This is a genomic window from Kitasatospora sp. NPDC048722 (assembly GCF_040650235.1).
In the GTDB taxonomy this organism is placed as follows: domain Bacteria; phylum Actinomycetota; class Actinomycetes; order Streptomycetales; family Streptomycetaceae; genus Kitasatospora.
This window is the reverse complement of sequence record NZ_JBEZGX010000026.1, coordinates 82,968-95,731: the sequence shown is the minus strand read 5'-3', so window position 1 is coordinate 95,731 and position 12,764 is coordinate 82,968. Positions and strand designations below refer to the sequence as shown.

Annotated in this window: 18 protein-coding genes; 5 read left to right on the top strand and 13 right to left on the bottom strand. The window is 74.3% G+C overall.

The features are described 5' to 3' along the window. The first annotated feature begins 51 nt into the window (after positions 1–51). Both AB0C76_RS20580 and AB0C76_RS20575 read left to right on the top strand, forming a co-directional pair. A complete protein-coding gene (locus AB0C76_RS20580) occupies positions 52–180 on the top strand; it encodes a hypothetical protein (protein ID WP_359967136.1) in 129 nt (42 codons plus the stop codon). Positions 181–289: 109 nt separating this feature from the next. After that, a complete protein-coding gene (locus AB0C76_RS20575; RefSeq protein WP_359967133.1) occupies positions 290–427 on the top strand; it encodes a hypothetical protein in 138 nt (45 codons plus the stop codon). A 104-nt stretch (positions 428–531) separates the two neighbouring features. Here AB0C76_RS20575 and AB0C76_RS20570 read toward each other — a convergent pair whose 3' ends face one another. The 3 genes from AB0C76_RS20570 to AB0C76_RS20560 all read right to left on the bottom strand — a co-directional run bounded on the left by AB0C76_RS20570 (position 532) and on the right by AB0C76_RS20560 (position 2,171). Continuing rightward, on the bottom strand, positions 532–1,290 hold the full coding sequence (locus AB0C76_RS20570) for a G1 family glutamic endopeptidase (protein ID WP_359967130.1): 759 nt from the start codon (positions 1,288–1,290) through the stop codon (positions 532–534). A 184-nt stretch (positions 1,291–1,474) separates the two neighbouring features. Then, positions 1,475–1,819 carry a hypothetical protein gene (locus AB0C76_RS20565; protein ID WP_359967127.1) on the bottom strand — a complete coding sequence of 115 codons (345 nt, stop codon included), beginning with the start codon at positions 1,817–1,819 and terminating at the stop codon, positions 1,475–1,477. A 172-nt stretch (positions 1,820–1,991) separates the two neighbouring features. After that, positions 1,992–2,171, bottom strand: a complete 180-nt coding sequence (locus AB0C76_RS20560; RefSeq protein WP_359967124.1) for a hypothetical protein — start codon at positions 2,169–2,171, stop codon at positions 1,992–1,994. 11 nt (positions 2,172–2,182) lie between these two features. Between AB0C76_RS20560 and AB0C76_RS20555 the strand changes: the two genes are divergently transcribed. Continuing rightward, positions 2,183–2,485: a hypothetical protein gene (locus AB0C76_RS20555; protein WP_359967122.1), complete on the top strand. Its 303-nt coding sequence runs from the start codon at positions 2,183–2,185 to the stop codon at positions 2,483–2,485. A 45-nt stretch (positions 2,486–2,530) separates the two neighbouring features. Here the strand turns inward: AB0C76_RS20555 and AB0C76_RS20550 are convergent, their stop codons facing one another. From AB0C76_RS20550 to AB0C76_RS20530, 5 genes are all read right to left on the bottom strand, one after another. Beyond that, positions 2,531–3,547: a bile acid:sodium symporter family protein gene (locus AB0C76_RS20550; protein ID WP_359967119.1), complete on the bottom strand. Its 1,017-nt coding sequence runs from the start codon at positions 3,545–3,547 to the stop codon at positions 2,531–2,533. After that, positions 3,544–3,855, bottom strand: a complete 312-nt coding sequence (locus tag AB0C76_RS20545) for a hypothetical protein (protein ID WP_359967116.1) — start codon at positions 3,853–3,855, stop codon at positions 3,544–3,546. The genes AB0C76_RS20550 and AB0C76_RS20545 overlap by 4 nt, the downstream gene beginning before the upstream one ends. Further along, entirely contained in the window at positions 3,852–4,724 is an 873-nt protein-coding gene (locus tag AB0C76_RS20540; protein WP_359967194.1) for an isocitrate lyase/PEP mutase family protein, read from the bottom strand. Before AB0C76_RS20540 ends, AB0C76_RS20545 begins: the two co-directional genes overlap by 4 nt. A gap of 263 nt (positions 4,725–4,987) precedes the next feature. Next, a complete protein-coding gene (locus tag AB0C76_RS20535; protein WP_359967113.1) occupies positions 4,988–5,857 on the bottom strand; it encodes a class I SAM-dependent methyltransferase in 870 nt (289 codons plus the stop codon). Positions 5,858–6,081: 224 nt separating this feature from the next. Then, positions 6,082–6,738 carry a PadR family transcriptional regulator gene (locus AB0C76_RS20530; protein ID WP_359967110.1) on the bottom strand — a complete coding sequence of 219 codons (657 nt, stop codon included), beginning with the start codon at positions 6,736–6,738 and terminating at the stop codon, positions 6,082–6,084. Between the two features lie 99 nt (positions 6,739–6,837). Between AB0C76_RS20530 and AB0C76_RS20525 the strand changes: the two genes are divergently transcribed. Continuing rightward, positions 6,838–8,244 carry an MATE family efflux transporter gene (locus AB0C76_RS20525; RefSeq protein ID WP_359967107.1) on the top strand — a complete coding sequence of 469 codons (1,407 nt, stop codon included), beginning with the start codon at positions 6,838–6,840 and terminating at the stop codon, positions 8,242–8,244. Positions 8,245–8,275: 31 nt separating this feature from the next. On the opposite strand, the gene AB0C76_RS20520 is transcribed toward AB0C76_RS20525, so the two are convergent. The 4 genes from AB0C76_RS20520 to AB0C76_RS20505 all read right to left on the bottom strand — a co-directional run bounded on the left by AB0C76_RS20520 (position 8,276) and on the right by AB0C76_RS20505 (position 12,259). After that, positions 8,276–9,235: an MASE1 domain-containing protein gene (locus tag AB0C76_RS20520; RefSeq protein ID WP_359967104.1), complete on the bottom strand. Its 960-nt coding sequence runs from the start codon at positions 9,233–9,235 to the stop codon at positions 8,276–8,278. A 115-nt stretch (positions 9,236–9,350) separates the two neighbouring features. Beyond that, positions 9,351–10,166, bottom strand: coding sequence for a PP2C family protein-serine/threonine phosphatase (locus tag AB0C76_RS20515; RefSeq protein WP_359967101.1), 816 nt, complete (start codon positions 10,164–10,166; stop codon positions 9,351–9,353). Positions 10,167–10,310: 144 nt separating this feature from the next. Then, positions 10,311–11,672, bottom strand: coding sequence for an MFS transporter (locus tag AB0C76_RS20510; RefSeq protein ID WP_359967098.1), 1,362 nt, complete (start codon positions 11,670–11,672; stop codon positions 10,311–10,313). Next, positions 11,669–12,259 (bottom strand): TetR/AcrR family transcriptional regulator, encoded by a 591-nt coding sequence (locus AB0C76_RS20505; RefSeq protein WP_359967095.1) that lies wholly within the window; start codon positions 12,257–12,259, stop codon positions 11,669–11,671. Before AB0C76_RS20505 ends, AB0C76_RS20510 begins: the two co-directional genes overlap by 4 nt. A gap of 74 nt (positions 12,260–12,333) precedes the next feature. On the opposite strand from AB0C76_RS20505, the gene AB0C76_RS20500 reads away from it, so the two are divergent. Continuing rightward, positions 12,334–12,516: a hypothetical protein gene (locus AB0C76_RS20500; protein WP_359967093.1), complete on the top strand. Its 183-nt coding sequence runs from the start codon at positions 12,334–12,336 to the stop codon at positions 12,514–12,516. 57 nt (positions 12,517–12,573) lie between these two features. On the opposite strand, the gene AB0C76_RS20495 is transcribed toward AB0C76_RS20500, so the two are convergent. Continuing rightward, positions 12,574–12,750 carry an antitoxin gene (locus AB0C76_RS20495; RefSeq protein WP_359967090.1) on the bottom strand — a complete coding sequence of 59 codons (177 nt, stop codon included), beginning with the start codon at positions 12,748–12,750 and terminating at the stop codon, positions 12,574–12,576. Positions 12,751–12,764: the final 14 nt, after the last annotated feature.

The window sequence follows — 12,764 nt, the reverse complement described above, 5'->3', positions numbered from 1 at the left end:
GGCGGCCGCCGGCCCAGGCGGTGAAGTCGTTCGGGAAGCGAACTCCGGCTCGTGCGCGAGACCCTGGACCTCACCGCCGACGCACAGCAGCTCCTCGTGCTGCTCCCGGCCGACGCGGAGACCGCCGCGCACGTCGACCGGTCGACGCGGCGGGCTCCGGCGCGGCTGCACGTGGTGTAGTGACGTCCGGGCCGGGCCCGGATTCCCGTGCCGCGTCGCAGAACCGGGGCGCGGGAATTCCGGAACGGAAACCCGAATTCCTTGCCGGCCGAGCGCCGCCCGCCCGTGCGTGGCCGATGCCACCGACCACCTGGAGGGCGCCTACGACCCGGTCGCGCTGGCCGACGTCCGCAACGCGCTCGACCCGGTGCATCCCGTCCCCGTGCCGTGCAAGCCGGTGCTGCCCGTCCTCGGCCCGTTGCTCTGAGGTGGCGGCCGTCCGGAACATCGCTCGTCCGGGGCGTTCGCCCGTCCGGTACACCGCCCGGCGCGCCGCCCTTGACGGCCGCGCGCCGGGCGACAGGCGCTACGTCAGCTGTGCTTCCAGGTCACCGAGAAGGCACTGCCCCCGCTGAGCCCGGAGGTGGTGGCCTTGGTGGTGCCGCCGGAAGCCATCGTGATGCTCGACGCGCCCGCGGCGCTGAGGCTCTGGCCGTTGGCGGTCGCCCCGCTGAAGCCGACGGTGCCGAAGTTCGAGAGCGGCAGGACGCCGGTGGAGCTGGACGGCGCCTCCGCGATGACCTCGGCGGAGGCGAGGGCCGCGCTGCGCAGCGTCTTGTTGACGCTGCGCTTCCAGCCCTGGGTGGTGTCGGAGAGCGTGAGCGTGAACGAACCGGAGCCGTTGGTGGTGACACTCGCGGTGAAGTGGTCGCCGGGCCGCACGGAGTTGGTGAAGTTCACCGGGTACGCCGGGTACATCTCGTACCAGGACGAGTACACCGGCGAACCGCCCGAGCAGTCCGCCTCGGTGCCGAGCTGCTCGACCGAGTTGCTGCCGTCCCCGTCGATTCCGACCCAGAAGCTGGACCAGGTGTCGGAGCCCGAGCAGGACACGGACGGCTGCACCCAACTGGCGCTGACGCTGGTGAACCTGCCGCCGGTCGCGGCGTACCCGGCCCAGTTGCTGCTCGTGCTGTGCAGCACGCCGCCGCCGTGGTGGCCGAGCGGGGCGTGGACGACGGCGGGGGTGGTGGCGGCGAGGGCCGGTGCCGCGCCGCCGAGGACGGTCAGCAGGGCGGCGGAGGCGGCGACGAGGGCGCGTCGAGGCGTGCGTCGACGGGCTATGGACATGGCTACTCCTGTGTGAGGGGGTGGAGTTGACCAAGCGTCGACAACGGTAAGGCCGGCGGTTCGCGGTGATGAGTCACCGGGCGGTAAAGAAATCCTGGGGATTCCTGGGACGTCCCTGGGGTCCGTGGTGGCGGTCGCGTGGCTCACCCGGTCGCATCGTGACCGTGAGCTGCGCCCGGTCAGGTCATCGGAGATCAAGTTCGGCTGGTTTCAAGCGGTTTCGGACATCGGAGATGCCACGGTGGGCGAAGACGGGAAGATCGCGGGCGGGTCCGGGTGTCATGGCCTGGCCACCTGCCGGTGACTGCGTGGGGGTGCCCGCTTGAGTGTGGACAACGACTTCGACGACCTTGACGGGACCGGTGACTTCGAGGAACTGGACGAGCTCGCCGACTTCGACGAGTTCCTCCGCGTCTGCGCCGGGCTGACCGGCTTCGACGAGCCGGAACTGCGGGCCACCGGGATGGCGCACGAGCACCACCGGACCGTGCTGGCGCACCGGGTGCGGGACGAGCACGCGCTCGTCCACCTCTGGTACGTCGGCGCCTGGCCGGGGGAGCCGCCCGGGTCCGCGCCGCCGGCGGCGGCCCGCCCACCTCGCCGTACTCGCCCAACCCCGACGCGCCCTCACCCGACGTCGGCGACCTCGCCGGGCCCGGCGGCCACCTCGTCCAGCACGGCCCCCTGCCCTACGCCAGCGGCTACCTGCGCGCCAACGGCGGCACCGGGCTGCTCTGCGCCGGCAGCGCCAGCTGTGTCCCGGCCTGCCCGACCGGCGCCAAGTACACGCCGCGGCGCACCCAGGCGCGCTGGTCCGCGAGCGTCGGTGGTCCGTCTCCTGCCGCCGGGCCACCGTCGTCGACGGTGGGCTCCAGCGTCACGAGGAGGAACTGTGTCGCTGGAGGCGGACTTGGCCGGCCTCGCGTCCGAGCCGGTCACCAACACGCCGATCACCGGCTACGGCACCGACGACGAGGGGCGGTTGCTCGCCGGGCCGCTCAACGTCTACCAGCCGTACCGCTTCTACGCCCTGGACGACCGCGCGGCCGACCGCATCCGCCTCGACGTGGGCAACCCGGCCGAGGAGCCCGCCCGCGACCTCGCGCACCTCATCGCCGACGCACCGGCAGCGGGCGTGTGGACCTACCAGTCCGCACCGGTGGCAGCCCACAACCGGCCGTACTACATCCGCTGACCTGCCCCTGCGAGGTCGGCGAGGTCCGGGTGGGCGACGTGCACCTCAGCCCCGTGCCGCTGACGTGGTCGACTCCGGGACGCGGGGCGCCGGTGCCTGCACCGGGGCGCGGGACCACCGGCCCGCCAGGATCGTGCCGACCACCAATTGGAGCTGGTGGTAGAGCATCAGCGGCAGCACCATCAGCCCGGCCTCGGAGCCGAACAGCACCGTGGCCATCGGGAGACCGTTGGCTAGGCTCTTCTGCGAGCCGCAGAGCATGGCCGCGACGACGGCCGGGCGGCCGAGCCCCACGGCACGGGCGCCGAGCCGGGCGGCGGCCAAGGAGGCGGCGAGCAGGGCGAGCAGCACTGCGGCCAGGCCGAGCAGGGCACCGGGCGTGGCGAGGTGCCAGATGCCCTGGGCCGTCGCCGCGCTGAAGGCCGTGTAGACGACGAGCAGGATCGAGCCGCGGTCGACCGGCGTCAGCAGGCGCTTGTGCCGCCCGAGGAACCCGCCGATCCACGGCCGCAGCACCTGCCCCAGTACGAAGGGCGCGAGCAACTGGGCCGCGATGCGCAGCAGTCCGTCGGCCGAGAGCTCGGCGTGCGAGCCCAGCAGCCAGGCGGAGAGCAGCGGCGTCAGCACCAATCCGGCCAGGCTGGAGTACGTGCCCGCGCAGATCGCCGCCGGCACGTCGCCCCCGGCCGCGCCGGTGAGCGCGACCGAGGACTGGACCGTCGACGGCACCAGGCACAGGAACAGCACGCCGGTGCGCAGTTGGTCGGTGAGCGGGACGGGCGTCAGCAGGGCCGTGACCAGTCCGAGCAGCGGGAACAGGACGAAGGTGCAGGCGAGCACCAGCCCGTGCAGCCGCACGTGGCGCAGCCCGGCCAGCGTCTCGCGGGTGGACAGCCGCGCGCCGTACAGGAAGAACAGCAGCGCCACCGCGACGTCACAGGCCGCCGCGGCCGCGCGGGCCGCGGTGCCGGTCGCCGGGAACAGGGCGGCCAGCCCGACGGTGCCGGCCAGTGCCGCCATGTAGGGATCCACACCGCGCCGCCGCAGCCACCGCAGGCTCATCGATCACCTCCCTTCGTCCCGGGCGCCAACAGCGCGCCCGCACCGCCTTCCAGTACCCCGCCGACCACCGAGCCGGCGCCGTCGTGGTCGCTGCCGGCCGAGCCGCCGCCCTGCTGGACGTTGGCCGTGCGGTCGACCTCCACCCAGGAGTCGGCGTGCGAGTTGTCGATGACCGTGATCAGCCCGCCCGCCGCCGCGGGCGGCGCACCCCCCGCGAGCAGCGCGCACGCCCCGGCAATTCCGGCGGCGCCGGCCCGCCACCGGGCGGATGCCCGACGGCGGACCGGACCGGGTGATCCGAACGTCACGCCGTGACCTCCGCGAGGCCCCGGGCGCGGGCGATGTTCCGCTCCAGCAGCTCGGTGGACTCCCGCACGCCCACCGGCTGGCTGTTCGCCGGAGCGGCCGGGAGCCGGCCGTCGTTGACCTTCAGCCCCGCGAGCGCCTCGTCCATCGCCCGGTGCGCGGCGAAGAGGCAGGGCGTGCTGTAGATCGCGACGTCCACCCCGAGGTCGCCGAGCTCCGACAGCGACAGCCGGGGCGACTTGCCGCCCGCGATCTGGTTGAACAGCAGCGGCTTGTCACCGACGACGCGCCGGATCCGCCGGATCCACTCCTCGCTGCGCACCCCGTCGACGAGGACGACGTCGGCGTCCGTCTCGGCCAGGGCACGGGCGCGGCGCAGGATGTCCTGTTCCTCCGTGGCGTCGGTGCGGGCGACGACCACGAGGTCGGTGCGGTTCTCCAGGACGAGGTTCAGCTTCTCCAGGTACTCGTCGAGCGGCAGGACGAGCTTGCCGTCCGCGTGGCCGCAGCGGCGCGGGCGCTTCTGGTCCTCCAGGATCACGCCGGAGGCGCCGGTGCGTTCGAGCCGGCGCACGACATGGCAGGCGACCTCGGGATCGACGTAGCCGTCGTCGATGTCGACCAGGAGGTGGTGCTGCGGGAAGGCACCGCGCAGCCGTTCGACGAAGGAGAGCATGTCCGGCCAGGCGATGAAGCCGATGTCGGGCAGGCCGTAGTAGGAGGCGGCGAACCCGAAACCGGAGACGAACATTCCGTCGTAGTGTTCGGCCGCGATCGACGCCGAGTACATGTCGTACACCCCGATGAGCGGCGTGGTGCCCGTCCGCGCGATGTCCTCGCGCAGGCGCTGACCGTACCCAGCCGCCGTGATTCCGTGGAACAAGGCCTTCTCCTCACTCACGATTCACTCACGATCCACCCGAGATTTTGCCTGGATTTGGTGATTGCTAGACCAAATCCAGGCGCCCTCACTATGTGCTCTTTAATGTTCCTTGGGCAAATCTTTTAAGGCGATTCACTCGTGTGGGTGATGCAGAATCAGCCAGTGCGAAAAGATGGCAAAGTAAGTGGGCGTACGCCAACGGGGCCGGACGCGGCTGCGTCCGGCCCCGTTGGGCGCTTTCCCGCCCGCCCTCAGGCGGGGCGCACCGGCTGGACGGCGCGGCGTTCGCGCAGCGTCCGGAGCACGCGCCGGGTCGCGCGGGTGGCGACCGGGGGCAGGAGGTCCAGGGCGAGCCGGCGCGGCGTGGAGCGCTGGACCGGGGCCTTGACCTGGTAGTTGAGCCGAAGGACGCGCGACCCGGCGATGGTGTCCTCGTCCACGGTGTACCCCTCGGCCCGCCAGTCGCGGCCGAGCAGGACCTCGCGCGCGGCCGCCGCGTCGCCCCACGTGCCGTAGAACTTCATCGGGGTCAGCAGCACCGGCCGGAGGCCGCCCGTGAACACCGCCTCCCAGACCGCCGCGGAGACGCCGGGGGTGTGCTCGGAGCGGTAGTCGTCGAGGGCGACGAGGCCGTCGGCGGCGAGCGCCGCGCGGGCGACGGCGATGTCCCCGGCGACGTGTTCGTACAGGTGGGAGGCGTCGACGTGGGCGAACCGGCAGCTGCCCGCCGGGATCCGGCCGTCGGCCAGCGCGGACGTGGGGGCCTGGACGATCTCTGGCAGGGCGTCGTGGAAGGCGAGGTAGTTGGCCTCGAACGCGCTGCGGGTGAGGGTCCTGCGGTAGGACATCGCCATCTCGGCGGCGTTGTCGGCGTCGCCCGCGTCGGAGTCGAACAGGTCGCAGACGGTGAGCCGTTCGCCGGGCCGGAGGTGGTCGCCGAGCAGGACGGCGCTGCGGCCGAGGTAGCTGCCGAGTTCGAGGATGTCGCCGGTGACCCCGGCCGCGCTCTGGGAGGCGAGCAGGTGGCCGAAGGCCGCCCGGTCGAGACTGAAGAACCAGCCGGGGATGTCGTCCCGCTTCATCGGGGCGGGTTGGACGGCAGCGGTCTCGCAGGTGGTCACGGCGGCCTCCAGGGGAGCGGGCGGGGCCCGGTGGCGGGTTCACGCCGCACCGGCGCCCCGCGGGCCCGTCGGACGTGAGGCGGATCATCATAGCGACGGCGGGGCCCGGTGGGACCAGGTGACGATCGGGGTAATTCCGCTTGCCCACCCTGCCGTTCGGTCCCGTTCGGTCCGGTTTCGGTGCCGTTTCTGTGCTGTTCGGCAGGGGCGCGGGGCAGCGCGGTCTACGCCCCCGAAGTTCCTGCGCCCCCCGAAGTCCCCGTGCCCCCCGAAGTCCCCGTGCCCCCCGCCTCCCCGGCGCCCGTGGCGCCCGCCCCCGTCAGCTGCTCGATCGTCTCCGCGAGCCACGCCCGCTCGGCCGCCCCGGAGGCCCGGGCGACCAGCAGCATGCCCCGGCGGAACGGGTTCGGCTCGCGCTCGGCGGTGACCGGCCGGCCCTGTCCGTCGTAGAAGAAGCTGCTCGGTGCCTCCAGGAAGTCGAGCCTGCGGCGCAGCACGGCGGCCTGGCGGGCCGGGTCGGCGAGGTGGTGGAGGAAGGCGGCCAGGGCGAAGAAGCGGATCTGGTCGGTGATCTCCGCCTGCTCCGGGTCGCCGAGCCGGCGCCGGAGTTCGGCCCGGCCGGCGGCGGTCGGCTCCAGCGTCTGGCGGGGGACGGCGCCGCTGCCCGGCTCGGTCCTGCGGCGCAGCAGGCCGGCCTTCTCCAGCCGCGTGATGGCGGGGTAGAGCGCGCCGTCGCTGACCGGCCGGACGTGTCCGGTGAGGCCGGTGATCCGGGACTTGAGCTCGTAGCCGTGCAGCGGCTGGTCGTAGAGGAACCCCAGGATCGCGAGCGTCAGCACGATGAAGCCCTTTCGTCGGAGTGCGCCCGGTGCGCGCGCCACTTTACCTCTTGTCGATGTGCCTCGATCCGATGTATCTCTATTCGAGGCAGGCGGGGGTGGCTCAGAGGGAGCGGCCGTGGGGCTGCCGGGAGAGGGAACATGCGCACACACCTGGCACGACTGGCCGCACTGGCCGGACCGGTCTACGCCGAACTCCTGTCCGGCGTCGTGGCCTCCGTCATCGGCGCCTACTGGGTGGCCGGGCTCGGCGGCGCGGCCGTCGCCGCGGTGACCCTCGCCGGCACCGTCGAGAACCTGCTGCTCGGTCTCGTCCTCGTGGTCGCCTCCGGTACGAGCCTGCGCCTCTCGCGCGCCCTCGGGGCCGGGGACGCCGCCGGGGCCGCCCGCACCACGCGCGCGGCGTGGCGGCTCTGCGCGCTCGTGACCGCCGCCCTCGCCGTGCCCGGCTTCCTGCTGCGCGAGCGCCTCGCGGCAGGGTTCCTCGACGGCCCCGCGGCCGGGCTCGCCGCGGGCTACTTCGCCGTCGCGTTCCCGGCGTTCGGGCTGTTCTCCGGCCAGCGCGTCGCCGACGAACTGTTCAAGGGAACCGGCGACACCCGCACGCCGATGCGGATCGCGCTGCTGTCCAACGCGCTGCTCCTCGCGCTCGACCCGCTGCTCGTCCTCGGCGCCGGACCCGTCCCGGGCCTCGGCGTGACGGGCGCCGCGCTCGCGCTCACCGCCTCCCGGGCGGTCGCGCTGGCCGTCACGCTGCGGCTGCTGGCCGAGCGCCGGACGGGCGGGCCTTCCGGAGGAGTCGGCCCGGAGCTGAGGCGGATCGTCCGCGCCGGGGCACCGTTCGGCCTCGACTTCACGGCCCGGATGGCCGTCGGGACGGCCCAACTCGCGCTCGTCGCGGGTTTCGGCGTCGCCGCCGTGGCCGGGTACGGCGTCGGCTACCGCGTGCTGCTCGTCGTCACCATGGCGTTCTACGCTTTGCGCCAGGCCGCCGCGATCGGGGCCGCCCGTCTCGCCGGGGCGGGGGAGGACGCCGAGCTCCGTCGATTCGCCCGCGCCACCGGCTGGTTCGCCGCCCTCCTGGGAGCGGTCGCGGCCGTGCTGTGCGCGGCGCTCGGCGGACCGGTGAGCGGGCTGTTCACCGACGACCCGGCCGTGGCCGGGCAGTCCGCCGGCTTCCTGCACCTGGCGGCGCCCTACCTGCTGCCGTACGCGTTCGTCGTCGCGGTCGGCGGCGTGCACCAGGCCGTGGGCGCGGGGCGGGCGCTGGTCGTCTCCGTCACGGTCGGCCTCGGCGCCCAACTCGGTTCCGCCGCCGCGCTGTCGGGCCCGCTCGGCGTGAACGGCGTGTGGGCCGGACTCACCGTGGGAGCGGTCGTCCAGCTCGCGCTCCTGGTCGCGCTCACCCGGCCCAAGCCGTCGGGGCCGCCCGTCGAGCCGCCCGTCGAGCAGGCCGTCGAGCAGGCCGTCGAGCAGGCCGTCGAGCCGCCCGTCGAGCAGGCCGATGATGCTCTGCGGCCGTCCCGTCCCGTCGCCACCGGCCACTGAACGGGGCCGCCCACGGTCCGGGCGGGCGCGGCTACCGCCCGTCCTCCTCGGGGGGCAGCCAGTGGCCGGTGTCCGCCCTGCCCGGGGCCAGCCGGTTCACCACCTCGGCGAGTTCGACGCAGGCCTGCTCGAGGCGGCGGTAGGTGTTGCGCTGCTCGGCGATGATCGCGGACAAGAGCAGGCCCGTCAGTGCCGCGCAGCCGTTGAGGGCCTGGAGCACCACCATGTCGGCGACGATTCCGTGGCGGGCGAACGGGCCGCTGCGGTCGGTGGCCGCGACGATCGCGAGCACCGAGATCAGGAGGACGCAGGGCGCCGCGCCGATCAGCCGGAAGCGCAGGGCCGCCCAGATCAGGAAGGGGAAGACCAGGAAGAGCAGGTTCACCGTGGTCGAGGTGGCGATCAGGGTGACGGCGGCGGTCCCGGCCAGCAGCAGGACCGGCTCCACCCAGTCGAACGGGCCCGGATCGGCGGGCGGCCGGGCGGTGCGCAGCGCCAGCAGCAGCGGGGTGACCACCAGGACGCCCATCGCGTCGCCGGTCCACCAGGCCGACCAGGTGGACCAGAATCCGTCCGCCGGCAGCGAGCCGTTCAGGAGCAGCACCGTGGTGCCGATGGTGGAACTGACCAGCATGCCGGCGAAGGCGCCGAGGAAGACCAGTGCCACCCCGTCGCGGAGCCGGTCCAGTTCGATCCGGAAGCCGACCCGGCGCAGCATGAGGCACGCGGCGACCGGCGCGAGCGTGTTGCCGGCGACGATGCCGAGCGAGCTCCAGTGCGCCGGCCCGATCGTGATGACCACCAGGTAGGCGCCCAGTGCGACGGCCGGCCAGATGCCGAGCCCGAGGAGCAGCAGGCAGGTCAGCGCGATCCCGGTCGGCGGCCACAGCGGGGTGACCTTGGCCCCGGCGATCACCACCTGGCGCAGCAGGCCGAGCCGGCCGGCGGCGAGGTAGACGGCGGTGACCGCGAGCAGTCGTATGGCGGTCACCGCCAGGTCACGGGGGCTACGGGGGCGCAACGGCGTAGTCAGCGGCACGGCAGCATCTCACTACGCCCGGTCGGCGATGGGGGTGTGACACGCGTGGACCGCTCCGGCCACGGCGCTAGCGGTCGTGGCGCAGGACCAGGACGGCGGCGTCGTCGGTGTGTCCGGTGAGGTCGGCCACCCGGAGCACGGCGGCGGCCAGTTCGTCCGGGTCGGACCCGACCTGCCCGCGCAGGACGGCCGCGACCGCGTCCAGCCCGGCCTCGATGGGGAACGCGGGGCCCTCGATCACGCCGTCGGTGACCAGCGCCATGACCCCGCTCCCGGTGAGCCTGTGGTGCGTCACGGGGTACGTCGCGCCGGGCAGGACGCCCAGCGGGGGGCCGCCCTCGTCGGCGCAGTGGCCCCAGCGGCCGTCGCGGTTGGCCCAGACGGGCGGGACGTGGCCGGCGCGGGCGTGCGACAGGTCCCCGGTGACCGGGTCGTAGCGCAGGAAGCTGCAGGTGGCGAAGCGGCGGCTGTCCAGGGATATCAGCAGGTCGTTGGCCTGGGCGAGGACCTCGCCGGGGTCGGCGGCGGTGGCCGCCACCGCGCGCAGGCCGACCCGGACCTGGCCCATGAGCGCCGCCGCCTCGACGTCGTGGCCCTGGACGTCGCCGAGCGAGAAGGCCAGCGAGCCGTCCGGCAGGGGGAAGCCGTCGTACCAGTCGCCGCCGACGCTCAGGCCGTGCCGGGCCGGGGCGTACCGGGCCGCGGCCCGCAGCTCCGGCCGCTGCGGCAGGGCGGCCGGCAGCAGCTCCCGCTGGAGCGCCTCGGCCAGCTCCACCTGGGCCCGCTGGAGCTCGGCGTGCGCCAGGGCGCGCGCCGTGAGTCCTTCGAGCTGGGTCAGCAGGTCGTCGGCGCTCGGATGGCTGGCGGGGCGGCGTCGGCTCATCGGCCCTCCGGCCGTCGGGGCAGTGGTGGTCAGGGCCAGCCTATGTCGGCCGAACGGGTGAGGGCCGGTCGAGCGGGGTGCCCGCGGGAGCCCTCGGCGGGGCCCAAGTGGACGCGCGGGCGGTTCGACGGGGCTCGTGGCCGCTCAGCGGCCCTCCGGCACGACCGCGCCCCGTTCTGCGCCGGGGACACGGGTGGCCAGCAGTGCGCCGCCCGCGGCGACGGCGGCCAGCGTGAGGCCCGCGGGGCCGATCACCGTGCCGACGGCGGAGGGGCCGGCGACCGTGGCGGCCAGCGCCACCCCGAGGGCGGGGCCGACGTTCATGGCGGTCTGCTGGAGGCCGCCCGCGACCCCGGCCCGGGAGGCGACCGCTCCGCGCACGACGATGGCCGTGGCGGTGGCCATCACCGCGCCGAAACCGGCGCCGAGCAGGAGGAAACCGACCCCCATCTCGACCGGCCCCGACGACCGGTCGAACCGGGAGATCAGCAGCACGCCCGAGGTCACCAGCAGCATGCCCGACACGACTGTCTCCCTGGCGCCGTGACGCTTCGCCAGCCAGGCGGAGGCGGGCGCCGCGAGCACTATCGTCACGGCGAGCGGCAGCGCCCGCAGCGCGCTCTGCAACGGGTCGAGGGCGACGACGTCCTGGAGGAAGTAGGTGGCGAGGAAGAGCGCCCCGGAGAGCGCCGCCGACGCCGCGAGCAGGGCGCCCAGCACGGGCGCCACCCCGGCGGAGCGCAGCACGGCCGGGGGCAGCAGCGGACGGGCGGTGCTCCGCTCGTGCCGGGCGAACGCGAGGCCGAGGACAATGGCGGCGGTCAGGCCGAGCGTGCTGCTCCGGGAGGGCAGGCCGACCAGGGACTGGACGAGGCAGCCGAGGGTGAGCGCGAGCAGTGCCGCGCCCGGCAGGTCGAGCCCGCCGGTGTCCTCGCCGGGGGCGGGCCCCGGCATCGGCACGGCGAGGGCGAGCAGTAGGGCGGCAGCGGCGGGCAGGAGGGTCAGGAAGAACACCGCCCGCCAGCCGAGGTGTGCGGTGAGCGCGCCGCCCAGGAGCGGTCCGACCGCGGCCGCGAGCCCGATCGCGCTGGTGCGCAGGGCGATCGGCCCGGCGAGCCGCTCGGCGGGGAACACCGCGCGCAGCATGCCGAGCGTCGCGGGTTGCAGCAGGGCTCCCGCGACGCCCTGCGCGACCCTGAGGGCGATCACCCATCCGATGCCCGGCGCCAGGCCGATCCCGGCCGAGGCGGCGGCGAAGCCCGTCACTCCGGCACCGAACACGCGCCGGTGCCCGTATCGGTCGCCGAGGCGGCCCGCGAAGACCAGCAGGGCGGCGACGGCGACCAGATAGCCGGTGCTGGTCCACTGGACGGCCGCGGCGGTGGTGTGGAGGTCGCGCTGGAGGCTGGGCTGGACGACGGACAGCACGGTGCCGTCCAGCGCCACGACGACGGCGCCGGTGATGCTCGCGGCGAGTGTGAGCCGCTCCCGCCGGGCGGTGCTCACCGCTGCGCCGGGGCGCCGAGGTGGGCGTCGACGATCGCCGTCAGGAGCGGCTCCACGTCGTCGTCCCCGGTGAGCAGCCGTAGGCTGCCCCAGGCGCGCAGCTGGGCGAGGCCGTGCAGGTTCGCTAGCAGGGCGACGGCCGTGGTGCCGGTGTCGCGCTCGGGGCAGGCCTCGCCGACCAGGCGGGCGAAGGTGCGGAAGAGCGGCAGGGAGGTCGAGCGGAGGTCGGCTCCGCTGCCCTCCAGCAGGTCGTGGCGGAACATCAGCTCGAACATGCCGGGGTTGGCGGCGGCGAAGCGGAGGTGGGCGCGGGCGAGGCCGGTGAGCCGGTCGCGGGGCGGGAGGCCGTCGGTGGCGGCGAGGGTGTCGGCCGCGGCCAGGGTGTCGGTGAGTTTGCCGAAGCCGTGCCGGGCGATGGCGGCGAGCAGTTCGCGGTGGGTGGGGAAGTAGCGGCGCGGCGCGCCGTGCGAGACGCCGGCCTGGCGGGCGATCTCGCGCAGGCCGAGCGCCTGGACGCCGTCCCGGGCCAGCAGTTCCACCCCGGCGGTCACCAGGCGGGTGCGGAGGTCCTTCTCCTCTTCGGTCATAGACACTGTCTACCAGGGTGGCGTAGACAGTGTCTACTCGCCGCGGCGCAGCGCCGAGCGGCACAATCGGCGGCATGGACGAAGGTGGAGAGGCGGCCTGCTGGCTGGACCGGGTCTGCCCGGAGTGCGGACGGCTGCGCGAGCGACCCGGACCCGGGCCGTGCGAGAACTGCGGCGCCGAGCCGGAGCCCGACCGGGCCGGCAGCGGCGCCGACGGGGACGTGGCCGACGGGAACGGCACCGGCGGGCACGACTGAACCCCGGCGCGGCACGGCGGCCGGACCGGGGCGTCAGGTTTCGGAACGGCGGCGGGCCTACTGCGGCGGCTGGTCGCGGAACTGTTCCTTGAGCTTGTCCTGGCCGGTGTCCACGTGGCTGCTGTACTTGCCCTCGGTGCGTTCGTCGAAGGCGTCGCCCGCCTTGTCGACGCCCTTCTCGGCCTGGTCCTCGTGGCCCTTCAGTAGGCTCTTGAGCTTATCCATCATGGACATGGTCACACTCCTGG

What these genes read in the sequence shown, in the direction of transcription:
- AB0C76_RS20570 (WP_359967130.1), bottom strand. Translation starts at nt 1,290, where the DNA reads ATGTCCATAGCCCGTCGACGCACGCCTCGACGCGCCCTCGTCGCCGCC.
- AB0C76_RS20550 (WP_359967119.1), bottom strand. Translation starts at nt 3,547, where the DNA reads ATGAGCCTGCGGTGGCTGCGGCGGCGCGGTGTGGATCCCTACATGGCG.
- AB0C76_RS20525 (WP_359967107.1), top strand. Translation starts at nt 6,838, where the DNA reads ATGCGCACACACCTGGCACGACTGGCCGCACTGGCCGGACCGGTCTAC.
- AB0C76_RS20515 (WP_359967101.1), bottom strand. Translation starts at nt 10,166, where the DNA reads ATGAGCCGACGCCGCCCCGCCAGCCATCCGAGCGCCGACGACCTGCTG.
- AB0C76_RS20505 (WP_359967095.1), bottom strand. Translation starts at nt 12,259, where the DNA reads ATGACCGAAGAGGAGAAGGACCTCCGCACCCGCCTGGTGACCGCCGGG.
- AB0C76_RS20500 (WP_359967093.1), top strand. Translation starts at nt 12,334, where the DNA reads ATGGACGAAGGTGGAGAGGCGGCCTGCTGGCTGGACCGGGTCTGCCCG.
- AB0C76_RS20495 (WP_359967090.1), bottom strand. Translation starts at nt 12,750, where the DNA reads ATGTCCATGATGGATAAGCTCAAGAGCCTACTGAAGGGCCACGAGGAC.